The 25,967-nt window shown below is 70.2% G+C and carries 26 protein-coding genes, 1 tRNA gene and 2 pseudogenes; 21 read left to right on the forward strand and 8 right to left on the reverse strand.

Features of this window, described 5'->3' with window-relative positions; translation table 11 throughout:
* The first annotated feature begins 43 nt into the window (after positions 1 to 43).
* The 11 genes from H305_RS0103780 to H305_RS0103835 all read left to right on the forward strand — a co-directional run bounded on the left by H305_RS0103780 (position 44) and on the right by H305_RS0103835 (position 13,693).
* On the forward strand, positions 44 to 1,522 hold the full coding sequence (locus H305_RS0103780; RefSeq protein ID WP_028799244.1) for an FG-GAP and VCBS repeat-containing protein: 1,479 nt from the start codon (positions 44 to 46) through the stop codon (positions 1,520 to 1,522).
* Positions 1,523 to 1,764: 242 nt separating this feature from the next.
* Complete coding sequence (locus H305_RS56280; RefSeq protein WP_028799245.1) at positions 1,765 to 2,034, forward strand: FG-GAP repeat protein; 270 nt, start codon at positions 1,765 to 1,767, stop codon at positions 2,032 to 2,034.
* Positions 2,035 to 2,080: 46 nt separating this feature from the next.
* Complete coding sequence (locus H305_RS56285) at positions 2,081 to 2,344, forward strand: hypothetical protein (RefSeq protein ID WP_028799246.1); 264 nt, start codon at positions 2,081 to 2,083, stop codon at positions 2,342 to 2,344.
* A gap of 80 nt (positions 2,345 to 2,424) precedes the next feature.
* A complete protein-coding gene (locus H305_RS44370; protein WP_051370351.1) occupies positions 2,425 to 3,909 on the forward strand; it encodes an FG-GAP and VCBS repeat-containing protein in 1,485 nt (494 codons plus the stop codon).
* Positions 3,910 to 4,004: 95 nt separating this feature from the next.
* Positions 4,005 to 5,405: an FG-GAP and VCBS repeat-containing protein gene (locus tag H305_RS0103805; RefSeq protein ID WP_028799247.1), complete on the forward strand. Its 1,401-nt coding sequence runs from the start codon at positions 4,005 to 4,007 to the stop codon at positions 5,403 to 5,405.
* A 102-nt stretch (positions 5,406 to 5,507) separates the two neighbouring features.
* Positions 5,508 to 6,941 (forward strand): FG-GAP and VCBS repeat-containing protein, encoded by a 1,434-nt coding sequence (locus H305_RS0103810; RefSeq protein WP_028799248.1) that lies wholly within the window; start codon positions 5,508 to 5,510, stop codon positions 6,939 to 6,941.
* Between the two features lie 310 nt (positions 6,942 to 7,251).
* The gene (locus H305_RS0103815; RefSeq protein ID WP_028799249.1) at positions 7,252 to 8,748 is read left to right on the forward strand and encodes an FG-GAP and VCBS repeat-containing protein; all 1,497 of its coding nucleotides are present in this window, start codon (positions 7,252 to 7,254) and stop codon (positions 8,746 to 8,748) included.
* 69 nt (positions 8,749 to 8,817) lie between these two features.
* Complete coding sequence (locus H305_RS54400) at positions 8,818 to 9,126, forward strand: FG-GAP repeat protein (protein ID WP_028799250.1); 309 nt, start codon at positions 8,818 to 8,820, stop codon at positions 9,124 to 9,126.
* 47 nt (positions 9,127 to 9,173) lie between these two features.
* Positions 9,174 to 10,607: an FG-GAP-like repeat-containing protein gene (locus H305_RS0103825; protein WP_028799251.1), complete on the forward strand. Its 1,434-nt coding sequence runs from the start codon at positions 9,174 to 9,176 to the stop codon at positions 10,605 to 10,607.
* Between the two features lie 286 nt (positions 10,608 to 10,893).
* Positions 10,894 to 12,348: an FG-GAP-like repeat-containing protein gene (locus H305_RS0103830; protein ID WP_028799252.1), complete on the forward strand. Its 1,455-nt coding sequence runs from the start codon at positions 10,894 to 10,896 to the stop codon at positions 12,346 to 12,348.
* Between the two features lie 352 nt (positions 12,349 to 12,700).
* Entirely contained in the window at positions 12,701 to 13,693 is a 993-nt protein-coding gene (locus tag H305_RS0103835) for a Yip1 family protein (RefSeq protein WP_078628861.1), read from the forward strand.
* Positions 13,694 to 13,839: 146 nt separating this feature from the next.
* On the opposite strand, the pseudogene H305_RS54405 reads toward H305_RS0103835, so the two are convergent.
* A pseudogene (locus H305_RS54405) lies at positions 13,840 to 13,923 on the reverse strand (calcium-binding protein); the annotation flags it as partial.
* Positions 13,924 to 13,942: 19 nt separating this feature from the next.
* Here H305_RS54405 and H305_RS53210 point away from each other — a divergent pair.
* Positions 13,943 to 14,152 (forward strand): hypothetical protein, encoded by a 210-nt coding sequence (locus tag H305_RS53210; protein ID WP_158690472.1) that lies wholly within the window; start codon positions 13,943 to 13,945, stop codon positions 14,150 to 14,152.
* Between the two features lie 207 nt (positions 14,153 to 14,359).
* Positions 14,360 to 14,662: a hypothetical protein gene (locus tag H305_RS0103845; protein ID WP_028799255.1), complete on the forward strand. Its 303-nt coding sequence runs from the start codon at positions 14,360 to 14,362 to the stop codon at positions 14,660 to 14,662.
* A 168-nt stretch (positions 14,663 to 14,830) separates the two neighbouring features.
* Here the strand turns inward: H305_RS0103845 and H305_RS0103850 are convergent, their stop codons facing one another.
* From H305_RS0103850 to H305_RS53215, 3 genes are all read right to left on the reverse strand, one after another.
* Positions 14,831 to 15,340 carry a phosphoribosyltransferase gene (locus H305_RS0103850; RefSeq protein ID WP_028799256.1) on the reverse strand — a complete coding sequence of 170 codons (510 nt, stop codon included), beginning with the start codon at positions 15,338 to 15,340 and terminating at the stop codon, positions 14,831 to 14,833.
* A 20-nt stretch (positions 15,341 to 15,360) separates the two neighbouring features.
* Positions 15,361 to 15,936, reverse strand: a complete 576-nt coding sequence (gene dcd, locus H305_RS0103855) for a dCTP deaminase (RefSeq protein WP_028799257.1) — start codon at positions 15,934 to 15,936, stop codon at positions 15,361 to 15,363.
* A gap of 68 nt (positions 15,937 to 16,004) precedes the next feature.
* Positions 16,005 to 16,166, reverse strand: a complete 162-nt coding sequence (locus H305_RS53215; RefSeq protein ID WP_158690473.1) for a hypothetical protein — start codon at positions 16,164 to 16,166, stop codon at positions 16,005 to 16,007.
* 257 nt (positions 16,167 to 16,423) lie between these two features.
* Here H305_RS53215 and H305_RS0103865 point away from each other — a divergent pair.
* Positions 16,424 to 16,497 (forward strand) — tRNA-Gly (locus H305_RS0103865).
* A 49-nt stretch (positions 16,498 to 16,546) separates the two neighbouring features.
* Here H305_RS0103865 and H305_RS54410 read toward each other — a convergent pair.
* On the reverse strand, positions 16,547 to 16,687 hold the full coding sequence (locus tag H305_RS54410; protein WP_324608086.1) for a hypothetical protein: 141 nt from the start codon (positions 16,685 to 16,687) through the stop codon (positions 16,547 to 16,549).
* A 29-nt stretch (positions 16,688 to 16,716) separates the two neighbouring features.
* On the opposite strand from H305_RS54410, the pseudogene H305_RS56290 reads away from it, so the two are divergent.
* The 4 genes and pseudogenes from H305_RS56290 to H305_RS0103890 all read left to right on the forward strand — a co-directional run.
* Positions 16,717 to 16,851: pseudogene (locus H305_RS56290) on the forward strand (Imm53 family immunity protein); the annotation flags it as partial.
* A 192-nt stretch (positions 16,852 to 17,043) separates the two neighbouring features.
* Complete coding sequence (locus tag H305_RS54415) at positions 17,044 to 17,394, forward strand: hypothetical protein (RefSeq protein WP_028799258.1); 351 nt, start codon at positions 17,044 to 17,046, stop codon at positions 17,392 to 17,394.
* Positions 17,395 to 17,809: 415 nt separating this feature from the next.
* Positions 17,810 to 18,358 carry a cell wall-binding repeat-containing protein gene (locus H305_RS0103885; RefSeq protein ID WP_028799259.1) on the forward strand — a complete coding sequence of 183 codons (549 nt, stop codon included), beginning with the start codon at positions 17,810 to 17,812 and terminating at the stop codon, positions 18,356 to 18,358.
* Between the two features lie 786 nt (positions 18,359 to 19,144).
* Complete coding sequence (locus H305_RS0103890; protein ID WP_028799260.1) at positions 19,145 to 20,371, forward strand: hypothetical protein; 1,227 nt, start codon at positions 19,145 to 19,147, stop codon at positions 20,369 to 20,371.
* Positions 20,372 to 20,625: 254 nt separating this feature from the next.
* On the opposite strand, the gene H305_RS0103895 is transcribed toward H305_RS0103890, so the two are convergent.
* Positions 20,626 to 21,312 carry a TNT domain-containing protein gene (locus H305_RS0103895; RefSeq protein ID WP_028799261.1) on the reverse strand — a complete coding sequence of 229 codons (687 nt, stop codon included), beginning with the start codon at positions 21,310 to 21,312 and terminating at the stop codon, positions 20,626 to 20,628.
* A 543-nt stretch (positions 21,313 to 21,855) separates the two neighbouring features.
* Here H305_RS0103895 and H305_RS0103900 point away from each other — a divergent pair.
* Entirely contained in the window at positions 21,856 to 22,230 is a 375-nt protein-coding gene (locus H305_RS0103900) for a hypothetical protein (protein WP_028799262.1), read from the forward strand.
* A 165-nt stretch (positions 22,231 to 22,395) separates the two neighbouring features.
* Here H305_RS0103900 and H305_RS0103905 read toward each other — a convergent pair whose 3' ends face one another.
* Together H305_RS0103905 and H305_RS0103920 are read right to left on the reverse strand one after the other, a co-directional pair.
* Positions 22,396 to 23,178: a DUF2637 domain-containing protein gene (locus H305_RS0103905; RefSeq protein ID WP_028799263.1), complete on the reverse strand. Its 783-nt coding sequence runs from the start codon at positions 23,176 to 23,178 to the stop codon at positions 22,396 to 22,398.
* 784 nt (positions 23,179 to 23,962) lie between these two features.
* The gene (locus tag H305_RS0103920; protein WP_028799264.1) at positions 23,963 to 24,733 is read right to left on the reverse strand and encodes an SDR family NAD(P)-dependent oxidoreductase; all 771 of its coding nucleotides are present in this window, start codon (positions 24,731 to 24,733) and stop codon (positions 23,963 to 23,965) included.
* A 177-nt stretch (positions 24,734 to 24,910) separates the two neighbouring features.
* On the opposite strand from H305_RS0103920, the gene H305_RS0103925 reads away from it, so the two are divergent.
* Together H305_RS0103925 and H305_RS0103930 are read left to right on the forward strand one after the other, a co-directional pair.
* Positions 24,911 to 25,528, forward strand: coding sequence for a TetR/AcrR family transcriptional regulator (locus H305_RS0103925; RefSeq protein WP_028799265.1), 618 nt, complete (start codon positions 24,911 to 24,913; stop codon positions 25,526 to 25,528).
* A 66-nt stretch (positions 25,529 to 25,594) separates the two neighbouring features.
* Positions 25,595 to 25,918 carry a DUF6191 domain-containing protein gene (locus H305_RS0103930; RefSeq protein ID WP_028799266.1) on the forward strand — a complete coding sequence of 108 codons (324 nt, stop codon included), beginning with the start codon at positions 25,595 to 25,597 and terminating at the stop codon, positions 25,916 to 25,918.
* The last annotated feature ends 49 nt before the right edge of the window (positions 25,919 to 25,967 follow it).

The following is a 25,967-nucleotide window of genomic DNA, read 5'->3' on the forward strand; positions in this document are numbered from 1 at the left end:
CGGATGCCCGCCGGGCATCCCCGCATGCCCAGGAGAACCCCGCATGCACAAGCGCCACCCGCACCACCTGCGACTCGCCCTCGCGACGGCCACCGCTGCCGCGCTGACGGGCGGTCTGCTCACCTTCTCGGCCGCGACGGCGACGGCCGTGGGTTCCGTCCGCCAGTACAAGGCGGACTTCAACGGCGACGGCTACGGCGACGTCGCGTTCGCCGCCCCGTACGCGACGGTCGACGGCAAGGGCATGGCCGGCTACGTGGCCGTGGTCTACGGCAGCTCCACCGGACTGAACCCCGCCAAGCGCACCGTGGTCAGCCAGAACACCACGGGCGTGCCCGGCACCGCGGAGACCGAGGACTACTTCGGCAGGGCGCTCACCGTGGCCGACCTCAACGGCGACGGCTACACCGACCTCGCCGTCGGCGCCCCCGGCGAGGACGTCGGCACGGACGACGACGGCGGTTCCGTCACCGCGTTGTGGGGCTCGTCGGGCGGCCTCAAGAACGGGACCACGGTCAAGGACCCGGCGGCCTCGTCGCACGACGAGTGGGGCCGAGGGCTGGCGGCGGGCGACTTCAACGGGGACGGCAAAGCCGACCTGGCCGTCGGCACGAGCTCCTCGCACGCGTACGTCGTCCGGGGCCGCTTCACCACCTCCGGCACCACCGGATCCACCCAGAAGATCGGCCTGCCCGACAAGGCGAAGTACGGCATCGACGCCATGGCGGCAGGCGACACCAACGGCGACAAGAAGGCCGACCTCGTCCTCACCTACCGCACTGCCCTCAACTCCGACGGCTCAGGCGACTGGACCAAGGGCGTCGCCTACCTCGGCACCACCTCCGGCCTGGAGACGTCCGTGCCGCGCCCGCTGAACGGCGGCACTTCCATCGCCCTCGGCGACATCGACGGCGACGGCTACGACGAGATCGCCCTCGGCAACGTCTTCTCCAAGGAGGACGGCCACGAAGGCAGCCCCGGCGGCAAGGTCGTCGTCATCCGCGGTTCCGAAGGCGGCCCGATCAACGGCGACGTCCCGATGGCCGAACTCACCCAGGACTCCACAGGTGTTCCCGGCACCGACGAGGAGGGGGACGGCTTCGGCGGCTCCGTTTCCATCGGCGACACCAACGGCGACGGCTATGGCGACCTCGCCATCGGCGTCCCCTTCGAGGACATCGGCACGGCCGAGGACACCGGCGCGACGGTGCTGATGAACGGTTCGGCATCGGGTGTCTCCCGCACCGGGGGCCGCACCCTCTCCCAGGCCACCACCGGCGTCCCTGGCACCGCCGAGTCCATGGACTACTTCGGGTCCGACGGCTTGCTGTCCGACGTGAACAAGGACGGCAAGGCCGACTTCACCATCGGTGCGAGTTTCGAGAACGAGGGCGTCGGCGCCGTCACCGCGCTGCTCGGCTCGTCGGGCGGCGTCACCACCAGCGGCGCCCGCTCGTTCGGCCCCGGCGCTTTCGGCCTGTCCCGCACCTACGGCGCGTTCGGTACCGGCCTCATCGGCTGACCTTCCGAAAGCGGCTTTCCGGTGGGGCGCCGGGCTTCGGTCCGGCGCCCCACCGGACTCCACTCACCTTCTCGGCCGCGACGGCGACGGCCGCGGACTCCTTCAGGACGGCGAAGGCCGACTTCAACGGCGACGGCATCGGCGCCTCGGCGCCCGGCGCCTACGTCAGCGGCCACGCGGGCGCCGGTCAGGTCGTCGCGCTCCAGGGCACCGCCACCGGCGTATCGTCCGCCAAGCGCTCGATGGTCAGTCAGAACACCACCGGCGTTCCAGGCACCGCCGAGTCCGGCGACTTCTTCGGCGTCGAGACGGTGTACGCCGACTTCAACGGCGACGGATACGACGACCTCGCCGTCGGCTCCCCCTCCGAGAAGGTCGGCACCGACACCAACGGCGGCACCCTCGCCGTCCTGTGGGGCTCGGCGTCCGGCCTGACCGGCAAGGGCGTGACCATTCCCGGGCACCCGGCACGCCACACTGGACGTCCCCGGCACGGCCCTCGACGCGGGTGACTTCGCCGGGGACGGGCTTGATGAACTCGTCTCCAGCGGCGGTGAGTTGAAGGTCTTCCGGGGACGTACCGCCGGACCGTCCGCCTCGGACATGACCACCGTGAAGCCCTCCGCCCGGGGCACGACCCGCGTCCTGGTCGTCGCCGACTTCGCCGGGGACGGGCTGGCGGACCTGGCCGTGCGGACGTGCCGGGGAGAGACGAAGGACACGATCGCGGTCTACCCGGGAACGAAGAACGGAGGGAAGGGGAGCGTCGTCGCCGCCGAGCCCGCCGTCGCCTTCTCCACCGCCGAGTTCCTGAGCCGGTGACGGTACAACCCTTCACCGACCTCACGAGTCACCCCCGAAACAGAAGCAGTGCCCGAAGTCCCACCACGCCTGGAGCACCGATGCGCGCACCCCGACCGATCACCGCCCTGGGCTGCGCCCTCCTGCTCCCGGCGCTGCTCGCGACCACGGGATGCAGCACACAGGACGACCTCCGGGACGGCTCCTCGGACACCGGCCATTCCTCCCGTCCCACCGCCGGGAAACCTGCCGCGCACCCCGACTCCGGCGACTTCAACGGCGACGGCTTCGACGACTTCACCGACATCGTGGAATCGACGTCCAAGGACAAGAAGAAGTACGCGGCGACACTGGTCGTCGTCTACGGCTCGCGCGAGGGCCTCGACACCGCGACGGCGCAGCGGACTTCGGCCGGCAGCCGCCCGTACGCCTCGTTCATGTCGCCGCCCCTGCGCGCCGACCTCGACGGTGACGGCTTCACGGACCTGGTCGGCAGCCGTGGCGCGGGCGGGACCGTGAGCGGCTCCTTCGCGTTGTTCGGCGGCGCGCACGGGCTGGCCGCCGCCCGGCGGCTCGACGTGCCCGACGGCTTCCGCCCGCTGGCCGCAGCCGACTTCGACGGCGACGGCTCCGTGGACCTCCTCGACGGCGGCCACGGCGGCTCCGGCGACCCCAACGCCACCGAGGCGGGCGGCGACGGCCTGCTCCTCTACGGCCCCTTCGACCGCACGGGAAAACCGAAGCGCCAGGCCGTACTCGACCTGGGCCAGCACGGCTACGCCACGCCCACCACGGCCACCACCGGCGACTTCGACGGCGACGGCAAGGCCGAGGTGGTGTTCACGTACTCCTTCGACTCCGAGGAGGACGAGTCCGCGCCCGGGGACCTGCACACCGTCGGCTCCTACGAGGGCGGTGAGCGGGGCCTCGTCCGGGACACCCGCCAGGAGAGCCGTATCGCGGCCGCGGTGGCGACCCAGGACGGCCCCCGCACCCCTGCGGCGGGCGACGCGGACGGCGACGGCCTCACCGACCTGCTGCTGCCCACCCAGCTCAGCGCGGCCCCCGCGGAGATGCCCGGCGCGGGCGGTGCGCTGACGATCCTCTACGGGGCGAAGTCCGGCCTGAACACGGGCCGGAAGGAGACCGTGATCGGCGGCATGGACACCGCCGACCGGCGCCGCATCGACTTCGGCTCGTCGCCCTCCGCCGGGGACGTCGACGGCGACGGGAAGCCGGACGTCGTGGTGAACACCCCGGGCTTCCGGCGCCACGACGGCAAGGTGACGCTGCTGCCGGGCGGACCGGACGGGGTGCAGTCCCTGGACGGCGAGCAGGTGGTCGACACGGAGACCGAGGGGCTGCCCGGCACCCCGAACCCGTACCACTGGAACGCCTTCGGCCACCGGCCTCCGCTCCTCGACGTCGACGGCGACGACCACGCCGACGCGGTCGTCTTCGCGCCGCTGTACGAGAAGAGGAAGGGCGCGTATCTGGTGCTGCGGGGGACGGATACCGGGTTCGACGCCAAGGCGGTGCGGCTGTTCACGCCCGACGACATCGGCGTACCGCTGCGGCTGAAGTAGCCGGGGTTCACCTTCCGGCCATCCGCGCACAACTCTTCGTACGCCTCGTGGGTCACACACAGGAAACCCGTGCCCCAGGCTTTGGGAGTGAACTCATGCGTGCAAAGAAACTGGCCGTAGCGGCTGCCGTGGCCGGGCTCGCCGCGGCGGGGCTCACGCTGCCCCTGGCCGGGTCCGCGTCCGCCGCGTCCGCGCTGAAGGACGACTTCAACGGCGACGGCTACCGCGACCTGGTCGTCGGCACGCCCAAGGCCAACTCCGTGACGGTGACCTGGGGGTCCTCGTCCGGTGTCTCCCCCTCCCGCTCCGTGACCGTCACGCAGAACACCTCCGGCGTGCCCGGGGTCACCGAGGCCGAGGACGAGTTCGGCGAGAATGTGACCAGCGGGGACGTGAACGGCGACGGCTTCGCGGACCTGATCGTCGGCGCCCCCGGCGAGAGGGTGACCGACAGGGCCGGAGGGTCGATGACGATCGTGTGGGGCGGGGCGAGCGGCTTCAGGACCGGCGGTATGGTCCTCAACGCACCCACCGCCGAGGACGTCCGCTTCGGTGAGGGCGCCTCCTTCGTCGACCTCGACGGCGACGCCGGCGGCAACCTGGCCGTCGTCTCCGCCAACCGCTTCTGGTGGTACACGGAGGGGGTCCCCGGCACCGCGTTCGGCCCTGAGGTGGACTTCCTCCCCGCCGACGTCACCCTCGACGGCATCGTCGGCGGCCATTTCTCCAACACCCAGGGCAGCGACTACATCCTGTTCGGCAAAAAAGGCGCGAGCGGCCACGGCTGGGCCGGCTACCTGCGCGGCGGCCCCGGTGACATCGGCTACTTCTACAAGCCCCTCTTCCAGAGCGCCGAGAGCGGCGCCTTCGACGAGGCACAGCTCGCCCACGCCGACCTGAACAAGAACGGCTACGACGATCTGGTGCTCGGCGATCCCGAGGCGGGTGACGGCGGAAAGATCGTGGTCTGGGGCGGCAACGCGGCCGGGCTCGGCGCGGACGGCTGGCCCTCGCGGACGTACGACCAGTCCAGTGCCGGCGTCCCCGGCGAGGACGAGGCCGGTGACGGCTTCGGCGCCTCGGTCGCGGCCGGCGACATGACGGGCGACGGCTACGCGGACGTGGCGGCCGGCTCCCCCGGCGAGACGGTGGGGACGGTCGGGGCCGTCGGCAACGTAGTGCTGCTGAAGGGCGGTTCGGGGATCCTCGGCGGCGGCACCTCCTGGCACCAGGCCACCTCGGGCGTGCCCGGCGCCCCGGAGACGGGCGACCACTTCGGCTCCGCCGTCCGCCTCAAGGACATCAACAGGAACGGCCGCGCCGACCTCGCGATCAGCGCCACCGGCGAGGACATCGGCACGGCGGCCGACGCCGGCGCCGTCTGGGTCCTGCGCGGTACCACCACCGGGCCCACCACGTCGTATGCCACCTCTTTCAACGGCGCGGACTTCGGCCTCGGCGGCGCCGGCCTCCGGTTCGGCACCGTCCTGCGCTGAGCGGACTCGCAGGCCCAGTCCTGCGCCACCGCCCCGGCCGGTCGTCCCCAACCGGCCCCCGCCCGCTGAACCATTGCCCCCTACGAGAATGGGAGAACCCTCGTGTCCCCTAAGGCCCTCTCCGCCGCCGTCCTGTGCGCCGCGGTCGTCCTCGGTCTGGCGGGCCTCGCCGCACCCGCCGCCACGGCGGCCCCCGCCGTGAAGAGCGACTTCAACGGCGACGGCTTCCCCGACCTCGCGGTCGGCGTCCCGGGGGGCACGGCCGACGGCCGGACCAGGGCCGGTTTCGTCCATGTGCTGTGGGGCTCGCCGGACGGCCTCGGCGGCTCCTCGTCCAAGATCAGTCAGGCGAGTTCGGGCATCCCGGGCACGGCGGAGGCGGGCGACAGGTTCGGCTACGCCGTCCAGGCCGCGGACCTCAACGGCGACAGCTACGCCGACCTCGCGGTGACCGCCCCCGGCGAGCAGATCGGCTCCTCGGCCGGCGACCACGAGGGCGCCGCGTACGTCCTGTGGGGCTCGGCGCGCGGCCTCACGTCGGGGCTCACGGTGGCCAAGGGCGTCGCCGACCAGCAGCTCGGCAAGCTGGTCACGGCCGGCGACTACGACGGTGACGGCGACCGGGACCTGGTGCTGAGCGTGCAGGGCGAGGAGGGCGGGGCGACGATGCTGCGCCCGGGCCCGCTCACCACGCAGGCGCCCCTCTCCCTCGTCGAGGGGTACGACTTCGGTGGCGCCCGCGCCCTGACCAGCGCCGACTTCGACGGTGACGGCACGGACGACTTCGCGGTGACCTACAAGGGCATGGAGAGTTCCGGCACCCGCGTACGCACCCTGGCCTCCGGCAGCTGGCAGACCACCTGGCACGTCTCCGACTCCGGCACCGCGCTCGCCTCCGGCGACTTCAACGGCGACGGCCGCGCCGACCTGGCCATCGGCGAGGTCCAGCCCGACCCGGAGGCGGACGGCACGTACTGCGAGGACCGCCTGGGCGGCGCGATCGCCACGGTGTACGGCGCCCCCGGCTCCACGCTCGGCGGCAAGGTGACCTGCACGACCCAGTCCTCGCCGTACGTGGGCGGCACGGCGGAGGCCGAGGACAACTTCGGCGCCTCGCTCGTGGTCGCCGACCTCGACGGCAGCGGCGACGACCTGCTCGCGGGCGCGAGCCACGAGGCGGTCGGCTCCGCCGCGGAGGCGGGGGCGTTCTGGGAGATGGAGGCGGGCTATGACGGCGTGTTCACCGGCCCGTCCTTCAGCCAGAACAGCACCGGTGTCGCGGGCACGGCGGAGGCGGGCGACCACTTCGGCGCGGCGCTGGCGGCGGCCGACTACGACGGAGCCGCGTACGGTGACCTCGTGATCGGCGCCCCCGGCGAGAACGCGTCCACCAGCGGCTCCACCACGGTTTCCTCGGGCGGCGTCTGGTACCGCCCCTCCGCGGGCGACCACCCGCGGCTGCCCGCCGTCTCACTCACGCCCGCGAAACTGGGCCTCGCCGGGGCGCCGGCGTACGGCGGGGTGCTGGCCAGGTAGGGATCGCCCGAGGCAGGACATGTCGAGGCCACTCGTCGAGGCCGGGCGTACGGGAACCACCCGAAGCCGGGCGTGCAGTGACCACCCGAGGCCGGGCGTACGGAAAACCCTTTCATCCCGTACGCCCCAGTTGCCTCACCGACCTCAAAAATCTTCTGCACTCCCGTACAACCCTTCCTCACCTCCGCCGGTCTCCTGATCGCCAACTCCCGGCGGAGCTCCGGAAAACTCCGGGCAAACGCGGGCGGACGGCACCTCATCGACTACGGACGCGCGCCACGCGTCCCCGCATGCCGCAGGAGAACCCCGCATGCACAAGCGACACCCGCACCACCTGCGACTCGCCCTCGCGACGGCCACCGCTGCCGCGCTGACGGGCGGTCTGCTCACCTTCTCGGCCGCGACGGCGACGGCCGCGGACTCCTTCAAGACGGCGAAGGCCGACTTCAACGGCGACGGCATCGGCGACGTCGTCGCCTCCGCCCACGGTGCCTACGTCAGCGGCCACGCGGGCGCCGGCCAGATCGTCGCGCTCTACGGCACCGCCACCGGCGTATCGTCCGCCAAGCGCTCGACGATCAGCCAGGACACCACCGGCGTCCCGGGCACCGCCGAGGCCGGGGACGGCTTTGGCGGTGAGACGGCCTACGCCGACTTCAACGGCGACGGGTACGACGACCTCGCCGTGGCCACTCCGTGGGAGAAGGTCGGCACCGACACCAACGGCGGCACCCTCGCCGTCCTGTGGGGCTCGGCGTCCGGCCTGACCGGCAAGGGCGTGACCATTGCCGACCCGGCTGCCTCCTCCCACGACTACTGGGGCAAGGACCTGGCCGCCGGTGACTTCGACGGCGACGGCAAGGCCGACCTGGCCGTGGGCAACTCGTCCAGCACGATCTACATCTTCCGGGGCGGCATCAGCGCCTACGGTGAGGCGATCGAGGGCCGTACCGCGCTCAAGCCCCCGATCCAGTCGGGCACCAACGACTCCCCGTACGGCCCGATGAGCCTCACCGCCGGCGACGTGAACGGCGACGGCTGCACCGACCTGATCGTCGACGGCTTCGAGACCCAGACCGACTACGGCTGGAACACCAACTACTTCCTGCCCGGTTCGGCGAACGGCTTGAGCGCCTCGTCCGCCCAGGCCCTCAAGCCCGGCATCATCACCGCGATCGGCGACATCAACGGCGACGGCTACGGCGACATCGTCAGCGGCGCGGGCTGGGACAGCAAGACCGACGACGGCACGACCATCCCGAGCTCCGCCGACGGCGGCAAGGTGAACATCACCTACGGCTCCGCGTCGGGTCCCGCCAACACCTCCGGTATCACCCAGAACACCGGCAACGTGCCCGGCACCTCGGAGAAGGGCGACGCCTTCGGCTGGGACCTGGACATGGGCGACGTCAACGGCGACGGCTACCAGGACCTCGTCGTCAGCGCCCCGAACGAGGACATCGACGGTGTCACCAACACCGGCATGGTCACCGTCATGTACGGCTCCGCGAGCGGCGTCACGGTCTCCTCGGGCGTGCAGGCCTTCGCCCAGAGCACGGCGGGTGTCCCCGGCAACGACGAGAAGGGCGACCTCTTCGGCGCGGACGTGAAGCTCGACGACGTCAACGGCGACGGCAAGGCCGACCTGCTCGTCGGCTCGTACGAGAACAGCGCCAACGGCGCGGTGACCTACCTGCCCTCCAACGGCACGACGATCACCACGAGCGGCTCGCGCACCGTCTCCCCGAGCACCTCGGGCGTCTCGACGGACGGCACGCCGCAGTTCGGCGCCCTCTTCGCCGACTGAGCCGTCCCCTTCTGAGTGCGCCGGGCCCGTGACCCATCACGGGCCCGGCCTCCCCCTGGAGCCCCCGCCTTGCGCACCGCCCGCGCCGCGGCCGCGAAGTCGTACGACTTCAACGGCGACGGCCACCGCGACCTCGCCATCGGTGCCCAGAGCACCACCGTCGGCTCCGCCACGGGCATCCCCGGCTACGGCACGGCTCTCAGCGGCTGGCCTCCAAGGAGCATCCCCATGCGCCGACGTACCTCCGCGGCCGTCGCTGCCTCCCTCCCGGCAGCGGGCCTCACCCCGCTCGTCCTGGGCGCCCCGGCCTCGGCCGCCGTCGCCAAGCACTACGACGACTTCAACGGCGACGGCTCGCCCGACCTCCATCCTTCGTGAGCCTTCCGCACTCGCAGACCTCCTGCATTCATGAACGGGGAACCCACATGCGCAAGCGCACCCTCCTGCTGGCCGCGACCCTGACGACCGGCCTGCTCACCGCCCTGCCCGCGGCCACCGCCTCCGCCGCGCCCTCCGGCCTGACCGGCGACTTCAACGGCGACGGCTACCGCGACCTCGCGATCGCCGCGCCGATCGCCAAGGTCGCCGGGAAGTCCGGCGCCGGATACGTCGCCGTGGTCTACGGCACCGCGAGCGGCCTCGACACCACCAAGCGGCAGATCATCAGCCAGGACACCACCGGCATCCCCGGGGTGCCCGAGTCCGGCGACTACTTCGGCGACCGTCTGACCACCGGCGACCTCGACGGCGACGGCTACACGGACATCGTCGTCGGCGTGCACGGCGAGCAGATCGGCTCGACCGGCGACTCCGGCGCCCTCACCGTGCTGTGGGGCGGTTCGACCGGCATCAAGACCGGCACCGACATCAGCTCGCCGCTGCCCGAGAACCGAAACGAGCTGGGCTGGTCCGTCGCCACCGGCGACTTCGACGGCGACGGCCACACCGACCTGGCCGCCGTCAACCTCGCCTACCCCGAGCTGAACATCTTCAAGGGCCCCGTCTCCCGTACGGGCCAGGCGGTGTCCCTCACGGGCATCGACACGTACGGGCAGACCGGAATCAACTCCGACAGGATCGTCGCGGGCAACGTGAACGGCGACGGCGCGACCGACCTCCTCGTCATGGGCCAGCAGGAGATCACCGACGGCTACCGCACCCGCAGCGTTCTCTACACCGGCTCCGCCACCGGCCTCAAGGCGGGCGCCAAGGTCGCGGGCGGCTACGCGGCGACCATCGCGGACGTCGACAAGGACGGCTTCGGCGACATCGTCACCGGCAACTTCATGGAGAAGTCCACGGACGAGCCGAACGGCGGGCTCGGCGGCGCGGTCACGGTGACGTACGGCGCGGCGGGCGGCCTGAGCACCCGTACGCCCGTCCGCATCACGCAGGACACCGCCGGCGTTCCGGGCGCCGGCGAGAAGAACGACGGCTTCGGCTGGAGCCTGTCGTCGGGCGACACGAACGGCGACGGGTACGCAGACGTCGCGATCGGCGCCAACAGCGAGTACATCGGCTCGATCAGGCACGCGGGCCAGGTCACCGTCCTGCGCGGCTCCGCCACCGGCCTGACCGGCACCGGCTCCAAGTCCTTCTCCCAGAACACCACCGGGGTCCCCGGCACCGCCGAGTCCGACGACTACTTCGGCAGCGAGGTCAAGCTCTCGGACATCAACGCGGACGGCCGCGCCGAGCTGTCGGTCGGCGCGTACGGCGAGAACGCGGGCGCCGGCGCCGTGTGGTACTTCAAGACCACCACCTCCGGCATCACCGCGACCGGCTCCAAGTCCTTCGGCAGCACGACGCTGGGCGGACCGTCGGGTCTCGCCTACTTCGGGGACGTACTCGCGGGCTGACACACCGAGCCCAGGGGCATCTCGCGGCCGCCGACCGAGCACGCCACGGGGTGCCCCTCCGCATGTCCCGAGCGCCCCGTTCATCTCCCCGGCTCCGCCGTTCCCGAGTTCCTGAATTTCCCTCAACTTTCCTGAATTCGCGTACAACCCCAGACACCTCACACGTGTCTCCTGATCGCAACCGCCACACAAAGCCCAGGCCAACTCCGAGCAAACGCAGGCGGTTCAGCCCCATCGACTACGGATGCCGGCCAGGCATCCCCCGCATGCCGCAGGAGAACCCCGCATGCACAAGCGTCACCCGCACCTGCGACTCGCCCTCGCGACGGCCACCGCTGCCGCGCTGACGGGCGGCCTGCTCACCGTCTCGGCCGCGGCCGCCGACTCCACGACGGTCCCGCAGGCCGACTTCAACGGCGACGGGTACGGCGACCTCGTGGTCTCCGCCCCGAAGGCCACGGCCGGCTCGGTCACCGGCGCCGGTGCCGTCGTAGTCACGTACGGCTCGAAGAGCGGGCTGACCTCCACCAAGAAGAAGGTGATCTCCCAGGCGACGTCCGGTGTGCCCGGCACGCCCGAGAAGGACGACGGCTTCGGCACGGCGACGGCGGCAGGCGACTTCGACGGCGACGGTTACACGGATCTCGCGGTCGGCACGCCCGGCGAGAACGTGGGCGACGCCCCTCAGGGTGCCGTCACCTTCCTGTGGGGCAGTTCCTCCGGGCTCACCGGCACGGCGGGGAGCCTCCCGCTCGGCACCGGATTCTACGAGTCCGGTCAGACCCTCGCCGCCGGTGACCTCGATGGCGACGGCATCATCGATCTCGTCATCGGCGAGAGCAAGAACACGGTCTTCTTCACCCAGGGCGGAGTGAGCCGGAAAGGCGTACCCGACGGCATGGGCGGCATCACCACCCCCGTCACCAACGCGAGCGGCGGCGTCGCCTCCCTCGCCACGGGCGACGTGAACGGCGACGGGATCTCCGACCTGGTGGTCGGCGGCAACGTGCGCGCCGAGACGCAGGAGACGTTCACCAACTCCCTCTACCTCTTCGCCAAGAGCGCCCAGGACATCACGTACTGGGGCGACGTCGCCAACGGTACGCAGACCTCCGTCGCCGATCTCGACGGTGACGGTTACGGCGACATCGTCACCGGCAACCCGCTCGAGCCGAGCTCCTGGATGACCACCGACTACGCAGGCGGCGTCACGATCCGGTACGGCTGCGCCTCGGGCGTCGACACCGGCCGCGCCGCCCGGTCGATCACCCAGAACACGTCCGGCATCCCCGGAGCCTCCGAGGAGTGGGACTCCTTCGGCGCCTCGGTCTCCGTCGGCGACATCAACGCGGACGGCCACCCCGACCTGGCCATCGGCGCCCCCCAGGAGACGATCGGCGACGACGGCTACACCGGCTCGGTCACGGTGGTCTACGGCACGGCGAACGGCCCGACCGGCACCGGTTCCCGCGCGTACTCCCAGGACACGGCGGGCGTCCCGGGCACCGCCGAGGCCGACGACCGGTTCGGCGACGCGGTACGCCTGTCCGACACGAACGCCGACGGCAAGGCGGACCTCGCCATCGGCGCCACCGGGGAGAACGACTCCGACGGCGCGCTCTGGTCACTCCGCGGCGCGTCCTCGGGTATCACCACCACGGGAGGGGTGTCCTTCGGCCCGGCCACGCTGGGCATCCCGACCACGGGAACGCCGAGGTTCGGGACGCCGATCACCGGCTGAGGCGCACGCGACGTATGAGGGCGGCGAGTCCGCCGGGCGTGGTGGACACGACTTCCATCGTGTGCAGAGCCTCCGGCACCGGTTGAGCTGCGCTTCCGCGTCCGGAAACTCCCCACAGTCGGGCCCGTCCCTCCGCCTGGGCGCATGGGACACGGACCCGGCACCACCCTCGCCGAACGCCCCCTCACCGGCTAGGCCGGTCGCGGCTTCCGCCTGGTCAGGGCGTACGCAGACGACTGGGGTCCGTTCCGGGTGACCCCGGGCGGCCGTTGGGGCGGGCTCCGGCAAGTACGTCTGGTGCGAACTCCCCGTAGGGCGGCCTGTAGGGGGCGGCTGGGGAATCCCTTAGGGGATGTCACAGGTCGGCCCCAATGAAGGGCCCGTTGCCCCGGGCCCCGCACGTCGGTCCCCGGGACCAGGTACGTTCGATGACGTGGCTGGATTCAGGATCGGACGCGGCGCCCGGGACAACCGTTCCCCGCAGGCGCGCCCGCAACAACACCAAGCACCGTACGGACAGCAGGGCCCCCAGGGCCGGCAGCAGCCGTACGGCTATCCGCCTGCGCCGCCGCAGCAGCAGTACGGGGGCCAGCAGCAGTACAGAGGCGGCCAGCAGGGCGGCTGGCCGCAGGCCCACGGCGGCCACGGCGAGCCGGAGTACTTCGGTGACGGACACCCCCAGCAGGGCCCGGACCCGTACGCGGCGAACAGCCCCGGTCACACCCAGGCCTTCTCGATCGGCGAGGACCCCTACAGCCAGGGCGAGACCTACCGGGCCGGCCAGGCGGCGGCTCCGCCGATAGGCCCGCGGCTGCACTGGAAGGACCTGCTCAGGGGCATCGTGACGGCCCCGAACCAGACCTTCCTGCAGATGCGCGACTACACGATGTGGGCCCCGGCCCTCATCGTGACGTTCCTCTACGGTCTGATGGCCGTCTTCGGCTTCGACGGCGCACGCGAGGACGCGATCGAGGCGACCCTGTCGAACGCCGTCCCGATCGTCCTGACGACCGGCGTCGCCATCGTCATCAGCACCTTCATCCTGGGCGTGGTCACCCACACGCTGGCCCGCCAGCTCGGCGGCGACGGCGCCTGGCAGCCCACGGTCGGCCTGTCCATGCTGATCATGTCGATCACGGACACCCCGCGCCTGGTCGTCGCCATGTTCTTCGGCGGCGACGCCTCCTTCGTCCAGCTGCTCGGCTGGGCGACCTGGATCGGGGCGGGCGCCCTGCTGACCCTCATGGTCAGCCGCTCCCACGACCTGCCCTGGCCGAAGGCCCTGGCCGCGTCGGCGATCCAGCTCATCGCGATCCTGTCGATCGTCAAGCTGGGCACGTTCTAGCGGGCCGGCACCCCACGCGCACATGCGTGAGGGGCTCCCCGGGATCGCCCGGAGAGCCCCTCACTCATGTGCCGGCGCGACCGGAGGCGGAAGTCCCCCCGCGGGCGACGCCCGCGCCGCGACCCGCCGCCGACCGCGGTCGGCCACTGGACGTCCACGAAGTCGCCGGTCGCGCTGACCGCCGGGGTCGTGGCCGTGCCCGCGAAGCTGTAGCGCAGGCAGCCGTCGGTGCATGTGCCGTCATTTCCCGTGAAGGACCTACGCCCGGCCCGGCCGGACCTCCTGACCTGGGCCATGGCTTGGATCGTCGTCACCGTGATGTTCTGGTCGGTGGCCCGGATGACCGGCAGCCCGAACAGCTGGTACGCGAGCGCACTCCTCGCAGGGATCATCGTCGTCGCCGGAGAACTCATAGACCGTCATAAGCAGAAGCGCCGCACACGAAAGCGCAGTTCCTGACCAGGGTCGGGGCATGGAGTGGCTCCCGTTGACGCGCTCAGGGCAAACCCGCCAGCGGCCGTTCATCAGCGGTGGGGGTGGGATCCGACCCCACGGTGACATCGCTGCCACGACGGCTTTCAAGATCGCGTACGACTTGACGCGCCCATGAAGATTCCGCCGACCTTCGTTGTACCGTCGCCACAGTCGATCAAGGGGAGGGTGGCGATGATCAGACGGTGGCCGACGGCCTTGGGCGTGAACCTGCTGCTCGGAGTCCCGGGGGTGGTGCCGATCTGGTTGCTGTGGTTCCTGGCGGCCAACTGGAGCCATCCGGAACCGACGGAGAACGACGGCATGGCCCTTTGGCTCGTGATCATCCTGCCCATCGTCGGCCTGTACACGCTGCTGTGGTGGACAGCCAACCGCGCCCTTGCGCGCCGCACCTCACTCGCCGCTCGGACCTATTGGCTGCTCAGCGCAATGGGCACGTTCTCGCCCACCGTGACACTCGTCCTGATCCATCCCTGACCGAGCCGGTGGCTCCGCCGACCGCCGCGGCGAATGGACGACGGTCGAAGCCGGGCGGTCCCTGGGCCGTCCGAGGGTGGCGGGCGGCGACGGACGAGGACGGTCGGCAACAGCGCCGCCCTGCTCAGAGGCGGCGCATACGGCACTCGCACAGGCCGAAGTGCCAAGTCAGAGCGCTTCTTTGTTCTCCTTGGACGCCTCGCCCAACCTGTGTACTGGAGGCAAAACACTCCACGGGAAGTTGATCCAGTCGTCGGTGCGCTTCCACACGTACTCGCACTTCACGAGCGAGTGGGACTTCTCATAGATCACGGCGCTACGGACCTCGGCCACGGTCTCGACGCAGAAGTCGTGCACCAGCTTGAGCGTCTTGCCGGTGTCGGCGACGTCGTCGGTGATCAGGACCTTCTTGTCGGAGAAGTCGATCGCGTTGGGGACCGGCGCGAGCATGACGGGCATGTCCAGGGTGGTGCCCACGCCGGTGTAGAACTCCACGTTCACCAAGTGGATGTTCTTGCAGTCGAGGGCGTAGGCGAGGCCTCCGGCGACGAAGACGCCACCGCGGGCGATCGAGAGCACTATGTCCGGCTCGTACCCGTCGTCGGCGATGGTCTGGGCGAGCTCGCGGACTGCGCCGCCGAACTGCTCGTAGGTGAGGTTCTCCCGTACGGGGCTGATCTCGCTCACGTCCTCGCCGCTCACACCTGGGTCCGATGGAAGTTGAGGTAGGACCGGGACGCCGTCGGCCCGCGCTGGCCCTGGTAGCGGGACCCGTACCGGTCGCTGCCGTACGGGAACTCGGCGGGCGAGCTGAGCCGGAACATGCACAGCTGCCCGATCTTCATGCCCGGCCACAGCTTGATCGGCAGCGTCGCGAGGTTGGACAGCTCAAGGGTCACGTGGCCCGAGAACCCGGGGTCGATGAACCCGGCGGTGGAGTGCGTCACCAGACCCAGCCGGCCGAGCGAGCTCTTGCCCTCCAGGCGCGAGGCGAGGTCGTCCGGCAGGGAGATGACCTCGTAGGTCGAGGCGAGCACGAACTCCCCTGGATGGAGGATGAACGGCTCGTCGCCCTCGGGCTCGACGAGCCGGGTCAGGTCGGTCTGCTCGATCGACGGGTCGATGTGGGGGTAGCGGTGATTCTCGAACACCCGGAAGTAGCGGTCGAGCCGCACGTCGATGCTCGACGGCTGCACCATGGATTCGTCGTAGGGATCGATCCGCACCCGCCCGGCGTCGATCTCGGCCCGGATGTCCTTGTCTGAGAGAAGCACGCCTTGAGGATACGCAAGGCGCGCGGAGCCACCACAATCGTGATGACGCCGCGCGCCCGTCCTGCTCGTTACCGCTTCTCCAGTACGACCGGCACCACACTGCGGAGCCGGGCGCAGCGTGGGCACCGGACCAGCCGGCCGGGGCCGAGCCGCTCGGCCTGCTGCATCGGGAACGAAGCGGTGCTGAACACGTGCCCCTCGGCACAACGGACGACGGTGTGCTCCATCAAGTCCTCAGAGTCCCTTCCCCAAGAGCGCGTCTGACTGACGACGAAAGCCACATTACGGGATGAAAGGGATGGCCCTCCAGGCGGCACTCCGGTCCCGCGCGGGCCCTCTCCCACACCTCCACCGTACGCCCCAACTCCAGCCGCCCGCAGCCGTGTCCACACCCGAAAACGCGACCGGGCCCCGCGGCTTCAGTGCCGGGGGCCAGGCATGAGGTACAGTGGGCGGGCATTGGACACCGGTTCCACCGGCGTCTTACGCGGGTGTAGTTTAATGGTAGAACATCAGCTTCCCAAGCTGAGAGCGCGAGTTCGATTCTCGTCACCCGCTCCATGGAGAAGGCCCAGGTCAGAGACCCGGGCCTTTTTGCTTTCCGTCGCGATCACTCGTCGCGTGCCAGATTCGCGCCAGAAGGCTTGTCGGGCTCCTTCTTCCTCGCGGCGGCACGGGCCTTCTGAACGGTGGCGTCGAGGCCGGCAGCGACCTCTTCCTGTCGCGCGTCGTCGGAGTGCTGATGGATCAACGCGCTTTCTCCCCCGTGATCGGGAGCACTCGTGGGGCATCAAGACCGGACCACTCGACAACCCAGGGTGGACAGTTGCCATCGGTCTTGAGGAAACCTCACTGGAAGGCACGAACTACTCGGCGGAGAGCGTTCGGCGCCGCGAAACCGACTGGATCTTCACCGCGTCCAGAAACGACGCTTCGAAGCCTCATGCGGACCGGGCAACTCGTCCACGGGCGCGTCGGCACCGGGTGCCCCTGCCTCCACAGATGCCGTGGCACGGCGCTAAGGTTTCGCCGCTGCCGTACGGACGACGAACACGATGCCGTCCGTTCGCCTCGGGGGAGGGGCAACGCAGCCATCCATTCACCGGTGTGGGCACATTGAACATCTCTGCGCGTCGCGGATTCGCGGCGCTCACGACCGTCGCCGCACTCGCGGCCGGTCTCGTGGCCGGGCTCCCGGGCCAGGCGACCGCCGACACCGCCGGCTGGCCGGCCACGGACGGCAGGCTGCTGTACAACGAACTCGGCTCCCTGCACTACATCAACCCCGACGGGACCAAGAGCGCCCAGTTCTACGACACCGCGAATCAGGCCGCCTGGTCCGCCGACGGCAGCCAGATCGCCTACGTGGGCTCCACCGACGGCCGTCTCCGCACGGAGACGTACGCCCAGGAGTCGATATCGGGCAACGACATCGTCATGCCGGCGGGCAGTGGCTGACATCCGACCGATCCGACGTTCTGGTACGGCGGAGGCGACATCGTCTTCACCGCCGGCGGCCGACTGCGGGTGGCCGTGGCCAACAGCGCCCGCGCTCCTCAGGCCCTGTTCGGCACCGACGTCGACGGCTGTGACTCCAAGGCCAGCGGCGCCGTCAACGGCATGCTGACCTTCGTGCGCACCGGCACGCGAGCTGCTCCACGACCGGCACTCCGGCCGTGTGGGTCTACAACGGCGGGACCAAGGCGTTCGAGAAGCTGGCCGCCGACGCGGACGAGCCGAGCATGTCCCCGGACGGGCAGTCGCTGGTCTTCACCCGGACCGTGTCCGGACACAAGCAGCTCTTCACGGTCAAGGTCGACGGCACCGGGCTGACGCAGGTCACCACGGACCCCGCCGACCACAACCGTCCCGCATGGTCGCCGAAGGCGACCGGATCGCGTACGACACCTACGTCACCGGCAGCCCGGACACCGGCCCCAGCGGTTCGCAGATATGGATCCACGACCTCGGCACGGGCACGGAGACGCATGTGCCCATGGCCGACGGGACCGACGTGGCCTGGCAGCCGATCCGGAAGAACGCGATCTCCCGGGTCTACGGCGCCGACACCTACGGCACCAACATCGCGTCGTCCAAGTGGACGTGGAACACCCTCGGCAAGAGCGTGCCGGGCCTGATGAACGCGAGCTCGGCCGTCCTCATCAGCAAGTCGGACTCCGCGTACGCCACCACAGCGACGTCGCTTGCCGGCAAGAAGCCCGGACCGGTGCTGATGACCTCCCGCACGGGCCTGGACTCCTCCGTCCAGACCGAGCTGAAGCGCATGCTGCCCAAGGGCAAGACCGTCTACCTGGTCGGCGGCACCAGCATCCTCAGCAGCTCGGTGGCGTCCAAGAGGAGCCCTCAGCCCGCTGTTCCTGGGCGATGGCGGACACCCCGTCCTGCACGTCCTTCATCGTGATCGGTCACAAGCCCCTTGTGGGAACGGGTACTTGACCGCCGAGGGTCCTGCTTCAGAGCGGGAGGTCGTCGGGGAGTACCCGGAACGCCTTGTGGCGGCCCAACGGGCGTACGGCGCATCAGCCGGTGCGCCATCCCGTTCTCCCGGCAGATCCGGTCGGACAAGGCCCGAGAGGGCTGTCCGAGGGCCTCGAACGCCTTTGTGGTCGTGTTGGTTGTCGCGGTTGGAATACTGGCCTCCGGTCCGGGCGGGCGTGCCGTCGCAGGCGCCTTGGTAGACGCAGGCCAGGCTGAAGGCGGGGGTGCAGAAGGCGTGCCAGACGGGCTGCGCATCGGCCGGGAACCCGGTCGGGCGATCGGGCTGGTCACGCAACGCCAGATAGCTCTGCAGGGGCAGGGTGGTCAGAGGCAGTCGGCTCCGCCGGCGTCCCGGGCACCGACGGCGTCCTCGGCGCCGACGGTCCGGAAGGTGGGTCGTCGATGCCGGTGTGCGCCTTGTCGCAGTTCTCGGGCCGACCGTCGGCCACGCCCGCCCCGGCATCTCGCCACCGCGGAGTCGGCGCAGGGCTGCTCAACTGCTGTTTACGAGTGAATGTTCATCAGAGGTGTCAAGAAGAGTCGGCTTCCTGTCGAAACTCCCTCCACGCAGATCGCGCGCCGTACTCACGCACGTCTGTCTTCTCGGCGTGGTTCGTTCGAGGTGGCGCGGTGATCGGGCAATGCCTCTCGGCCACGAAGGCCGCGACGTGGAGAAGGAGTTCTCTTGGTTCCCGCTCTCCTGGGCCGAATGGCTGTCGCCACGCTGGCCCTCGTCATCTGTGTCGGCCCGACCGGTGCGCACGCGCAGTCCGGTGCTCCGGCCGCGCCTTCACCGGCGCCCCGGCCGATGGTGTCGGACCCCGCGTCCAGACCGGATTTCCACCTGACGTGGGAGCCCGACCACCGCGCCTCGAACATCGCCGGGTTCCCGTACCCGCGGCTCACGCCGGGCCGGCTGATCAGCAACCCCAGTTACACCGACCACCAGGCCACCCGGCACTGCTCCGCGGCCAACAACGCGATCGGAGCGCTGCGCAACTCGGTCGCGGCAGCCGACTGGTACTGCTTCGACAGCGTGGACTCCGCATCGTCCACCTGGACCCCTCAGGGGATGAGCGGCAGCGAGGACGCACACGCCGGGGGCACGGTCGACGGCCATCGCGTCCTTCTCACCTCGTGGTACGGGCACGCACCGAATTCCAGCACGCCCAGGCGTTCCCGGGTCAGCTTCCTCGTCGCCGGCACCCCCGGCCGCTACGCGCACGTGGAGCTGGTCCAGCTCGCTCCCGGCGCGTCCCGGTTCAGGGCGCTGCCGACCCACGCGGGCGGCGTCGTCTGGCACGACAACTATCTTTACGTCGCCGACCCACGCAGGGGTCTGCGGGTGTTCGACACCCGGAACATCCTCGACCTGGGCCGGACCGACGACCCGAGGGCTCCGGGCTCCCGTTTCGTGCTGCCGCAGATCGGTGTCTGGTCCACAGGGTCGGCCCAGTCCTGCAACAGGGGCACTCGCGCCTGCTACGACTACGTCACTCTCGACCGATCCGCGTCGAGCTGGCAGTTCATCACAGGTGAGTACTGCAGCCGGAGTCAGGGCGGAACCCTGGTGTGGTGCAACTCGCGTCTCGCGCGGTGGCGCACCGGCGACATCACGTCCCGGACCCCCGGCAGGACCATCAACGCGCAGCAGGTCTACCGGCAACCCGTCACCAACGTGCAGGGCGGCGTCTCGTACCAGGACCCCGCCGGCAGCGCGCGCCACTGCTACTACTTCGACAGCAGCAGGGGCGAGAACAACCTCGGCTGGCTGGTGACGGACCGGCCCAACCGGCAGCCCACGTATCAGCAGGGCGGCGTCGGGCTCCAGGACCTGTACGTGCAGAGGTCGAACCACCAGTTGTGGACGGTCACCGAGTGGCCCGGGCTCGGCACACGAATCATCTACAGCGTCAACCAGCCCAGCTGCCCCTGACGCCCCACCCGCGGTCCACGCCGACCGTGACCGATGACCGCCGCGGGGCCGGGCTGCCGGAGCTTCCTGCCCGTCCCCGCACGCGGCCGACAGCCGCTTCCCGCAGGCAGCCGTCCCGTCACCGGGCAGTCTCCGGCGCCCGGCCGCGCAGGTGCCGACCGGGGCCCCACGGACGCGCCGTCTCCGGACCGTCATGACTGTGACCGGCGGCCCGGGGCGGCCGCCGGTCGAGGCGAACGTGGGGTCCCCTCTCGTCAGGTCACCGGCAGCTCCGTCAGGTAATCGGCACTCTTCAGTTGCCCGACGGTGGGCACCGTCGCATATTGCAGGCCGAGGCCACGCTGGGCGAACCAGGGCCTCGACGGACCGGCCTGGACGGTGAAGTCCTTGGTGACCCGGTAGAGGTGATAGCCGTTCGGGTGAGCCGCCTCGAAAGTGATGAGGTTGTTCGGCGGAATCGCCCGCTCGCCGAAGGGGGTGCCTGCCGGCGCCAGGAAGTGACCGGGGTCACCCCTGCCGAAGAGGTCCACCAACGTGCCCGCACGAAGAGTGACGCGCCGTTCGACCGCTTGCTGGCTCCTGATGACGAAGCCGCTGTTGCTGGGGTACCACCAGCCGGATTCCCTGGTCTCGGGATTCACCTGCCAATAGCACTGGAAGAAGGTGCTCTGAGGTTTCCCGCCGAGCGGGTCGTAGCCGCGCAGGATCTTGCCGATCTGGCCGGTCTTGGGAAGGTCCTTCGGACCGAGGCGCCAATCGCCGTGGTAGTAGACCTGCTTGACGGTAGGTGCGGTGACGGTGGGGACTCTGACCCGATTGTGGACCGGGCAGTCGCCGCCGCGGGATGTACGGGCCGTTTCGGCCTGGACTGTCGCCGGTGTGGAGCCGATCAGCAGGAGTGACGCGAGCGCACCCCACACCAGACGCCGCAGAACGCGCATTCGACATTTCTCCTTCTGTGAAAGCGCCTTCACGTGAGCAGGGACCAGTCCACCGGCATTGCCCGCGGCTGATGGGCAGGCGGCGCCGTCACGCCCCCCGAATGTCGGAGCACGAATCCTCTAATGCCCAAGCGGCGGTGATCAGCCGACAGCAGGCCGGGCACCCGACGAGAACCCGCCGGCGTCGATACGGCCTGGATCCGTTCGGTGGAATCCCGTGACACGAATTACCGATTGGACCGGATCATCCCGCTTGAAGCACCCGTTCGCTGTGGAAACCTCGCCACGAAGACCGGTGGCCGATGGGCAGGCGAGATGTCGCCCAGTGATCTGAAGAGGAGCGCGATAGTGCCCGAAGGCAGGAAATCATGTCGGTCCGGCGGCTGCCGCAGGCGTTACGCATGGCGCGGCAGAGGGCTTTTCGCGGTGGCAGGAGCGGTCGTCTCCTGGGTTCTCGTCGCCCCGCCCGCGGCCGCCCAGAGCGCCGTTCGCACGGAGAGCCACGTCGGCTCAGGCGAATCCGGAACCAATGGCAGCAAGTGTGTGACGAATCGCGATCTCGCCTCTGTCGTCGTGGACGACGGGGAATTCGCGGGCACGCAGTTCCGCGTGACGACGGACACCAGAGGGCGCGCGTTCTTCAACGACAGCCGGGCCCCGGGAGACTGGATCAATCTCGCCGCCGTGCCGTACGCACCGAGCTGCGTGGTGGACGCCACTCTCGGGTACACCGAGAGCGGAACCACCCCCGCCGACCCCAACAAGAAGCCCAACAGCCTCTACGTGGATCTGCTGACCGCGGACGGCACCGCCCACCAGGCCGTGTGCACCATCAGCAAGGACGAGTTCAGGGCCTACAACATCGCGTCGTTCTGCGGAGACCGTTTCATCCGCGTACCGGGTACGCCCGTGGGCTGACCCGCGCGCCACATCCGCCCCACCGGCGCGAGCCGGTGCTCCGTGGTGCCCGGCCGTGCCGCTCCCGGCGCTCACCCGGATGTACGGAAAACGCACCGTCCTCCGCCCGAGCCGGCGGGGGACGGTGCTCGGGAGGAGGGGTCCGGGGTCCCGGCCGGGTCTGCGTCAGTGGCGGTGACGGCGTGACGCCTGCCGCGGCGGCAGGGTCAATGTGATCTGCCGGACGAGCTGCTGGAAGCACGCCAGCGACGCCAGAGCCGGCAGGACGGCTCCAGCGATACCGGTGACGGTCCTGTCGGCCTGAGCAACACACAAGATGATCGCCACGGAGGAGAACAGCAGAACGATGAACCACGAGTGCATGGCTCGGCGCCGATGCAAGGCGGTACGCAGGATGGAAAGCGAAGCCACCATCCAAGGGCCGTACACGAGAACGGGCCACTGAGGGATCGTGCCGGATGAAGTGCTCTGCAGAGGCGCGTAGGCAACCATGCCGCCGAAAACGCTGACCATCGCCGCGATGACGGCAATGAATGCGAGGATGACCAGGCTGCCCGTTCGCAACCATTTGATCCGGGGTCTTCTGACTCGAATCTTCCGATGCCCGGCAGAGGAGTTCCGGATGGGCCGAAGCTGGGCGGTGATCTTCGCCAGATTCTCCATCGGGTCGTTGAACTCGACGCCGGGTGACGGCACGCTGCGAGGTGGCGGCACCACGGCCACCGGCTCCGCCGGAACGGCCGCCGGCTCCGACGGAACGGCCTCCTGCAAGAGGTAAGCGAGTTCCTCGACCGGGTCCCAGTTGGAGTCGGGGGGCATCACCAACGGTGATCCCGCGTGTGCGGCATCGACAGGGGTGTCGTGCCAGCCTGCACCCGACCCATATGAGTATGCGTCGGAATACCATTCATGCTGCGCAAAGGAGGGATCCGCATACTCTCGGTTCACAGGAATGCGCCCCCTTTATGCACGGTCCGCGTGACAGTCGAACTCTCCCTGACTGTTCCAACGCTGATCCAGTTCCTCCTGAAGCGCCTCCAGCAGCACAAGGAACTCGCGGAGCAGTGACTCACTGACTTGCACCTTGACTCGCGTGTCACCCTCACGCAAGGCGTTACGCGACACGAGCGCCGAGTTTGCCACACCAGTCACGTAAGCGTATTTCTCCGCTTGCGCGTCACGGGTCACGGGCGATTCACCCTCCCCCTTGTCGCGGCGCGGCATGACCTGAGGCCTTGCTTTCGTCATATCCCGCTAACGTCGCTCCCACTCCTCCAGATGCGCGGCAAATGAGTGACCCTGGCGCGGGGAAACGTTGCGGAGAACATTTCTTCATTAATGTCCACCCGCGTCTCGATCCGCACGCCATGAGTCGAACGGGTTGTCTTCTAAAATTTCCTTGCGCCCGGAACCGGCTCAGTGGCCGGCCGCGCCGGCGTCGCGGCGTCGACGGCGGACGGCCCCGCGTAGATGGTCAGGCCGCCCAGGACCAGGACGAGGCCGGCGGCGACGTTCGGCACGGACACCTGCACGGCGGACACGAGCGACCCGGATCAGCTGCCCCTCGTCACCACAGGAGAGCTTGCGCCGAAGGCCGTCACCGGTGCGGGTGACGGCCCTCGGTGTGCACGGTGGCCGTTCCTCCCCCACGGGCCGCCGGCGCCACGGGACACGGCGCCACGGGAGCTCGGGTCGGGGCTCGGGGCTCGGGCCCAGGATCCTGGATCCCCCGCTAGGCGGCGACGACCGCGACCCCCGTCCTGCCTCCGTCGACGTCGACCACGGTCCCGTGCACGAAGGCCGCCTCGTCGCTGGCCAGCCAGACCACGGCGTGCGCGACGGCGTCCGGCGTGCCGACGCCGCCGGCCGGGGTGCCCTTCATCATGATCTCGCCGGGATGCGGCTCGGCGCCCTCCGGGGCCGGGGGCAGGATCACCCCCGGCGAGACGGCGTTCACCCGCACGCCCATCGGTCCGAACTCCGCGGCCCAGGCCCGCGTGAGCGTCTCCATGGCTCCCTTGGTGGAGCTGTAGAGCGCGCCGAGGGGAACGGCCAGGCGCGCGATCCACGAGCCGAGGTTGACGACCACTCCGCCGCCGGACTCCGCCATGGCCGGGGCGACGGCGGCGGTGAGGAAGAACGGCGCCTTCACATTGACGCCGTAGACCTTGTCGAAGGTCTTCTCGTCGGTGTCGGTGGTGCCGGGAGCCGGGTAGATGCCGGCGTTGTTCACCAGGATGTCGATCCGCCCGCCCAGGGTCGCACGGGCCCGGTCGGCCAGGTCCCGGGAAGCCTCCGCGCTGCCGTCGAGGTCCGCCGCCAGGAAATCGGCCCGACCGCCGGCCGCCCGGATGCCCTCGACCACCTGCGCACCCCGTTCCTGATGGCGCCCGGACACGACGACATGGGCGCCCTCGGCGGCGAAGGCCTCGGCGATCGCCTGCCCGATGTTGCTGGTCGAGCCCGTGACCAGCGCCGTCTTGTTCCGCAGTCGTTCAGCCATGACGCACTCTCCCTTGTCGCGGTGTGCGGACCACTGTGCGTCGCAGAGAATGGACCAGCAAGTCCAAACCGGGAAGGGTCCTCAGGGGCGGCTCCGGACCCCTCGGAGCCGGGCTCTCCCGCCGTAAAATGGACCCGCAGGTCCATAGCCGTCCAGCCGAGGAAGGAGGGGAGGCCGATGCCGGACGCTCCGACCGCGAAGGGCCGCGCCACCCGGGCCCGCATCGTCGAGGGGGCGGCGGAGGTGCTGCGCGAGCAGGGTGTCGCCGTCACGACTCTCGACGACATCCGCGGCCGCACCGGCACGAGCAAGAGCCAGCTCTTCCACTACTTCCCCGACGGCAAGAGCGAACTGCTGCTGGCCGTGGCCCGGTTCGAGGCCGACCGCGTCCTGGAGGACCAGCAGCCGTACCTGGGATGCCTGGACTCGTGGCAGGCCTGGCGCCGCTGGCGGGACGTCGTGGTGGAACGCTACGAACGCCAGGGCGACTCCTGCCCCTTGGGCGCCCTGTTCCTCCAGGTCGGCCGGTCCAGCCCGGGAGCACGGGCGATCGTGACCGAGCTGATGCGCCAGTGGCAGCGGCAGCTCGCCCACGGCATGCGCGCGCTCCAGGCGAACGGCCTCGTGTCCGCGGCCCTCGACGTGGACCGCACGGCGGCCGCGCTGCTGGCGGGCATCCAGGGAGGCGTGACCATCATGATGTCCACGGGTGACTCGACCCACCTGAAGGCGGCGCTCGACACCGGCATCGCACACCTCCTCGCGAGCGGGGCCGAGGCAGGTGCCACGGCTTGAAGCGGTAGGACCGCCGGCCCGGGGCCGACCGGTGGACGCCGGCCCTTGCGTGCGGATACTCGGGGCATGGAATTCGCCGTCCTCATGACCCTGCCCGGGTTGGTGATCGCGCTGACCGCCGTGGCGTTCGCCGACCAGTTGCTGCTTCGGGCCGGGCGGGCCGGGCTGCTGCCGTGGCGCAACGGGGCACGACAGGGGCAGATATCGGCGACCGGCTTCGAGCAGCTGCACGCGAGCCTGTCCCCCGGGAAGCAGGACGAGCTGAAGGAGCGGCAGTCCTCGCTGGTGATGCGGGACGACGAGGAGGACGGCGCGCCGCCCCACCGCACGACGGTGGACCTGGACGGAGGGGTCGCGGTCGTACGGATGCCGCACGCGCCTCGGGGGTAGGGCCCCGGGCCGAAGGCGGTGGCTCCCGTGTCACGTGCGACCGGGCGGG

Origin of the sequence: Streptomyces sp. 142MFCol3.1 (assembly GCF_000424945.1) — a bacterium.
GTDB classification, from domain to species: domain Bacteria; phylum Actinomycetota; class Actinomycetes; order Streptomycetales; family Streptomycetaceae; genus Streptomyces; species Streptomyces siamensis.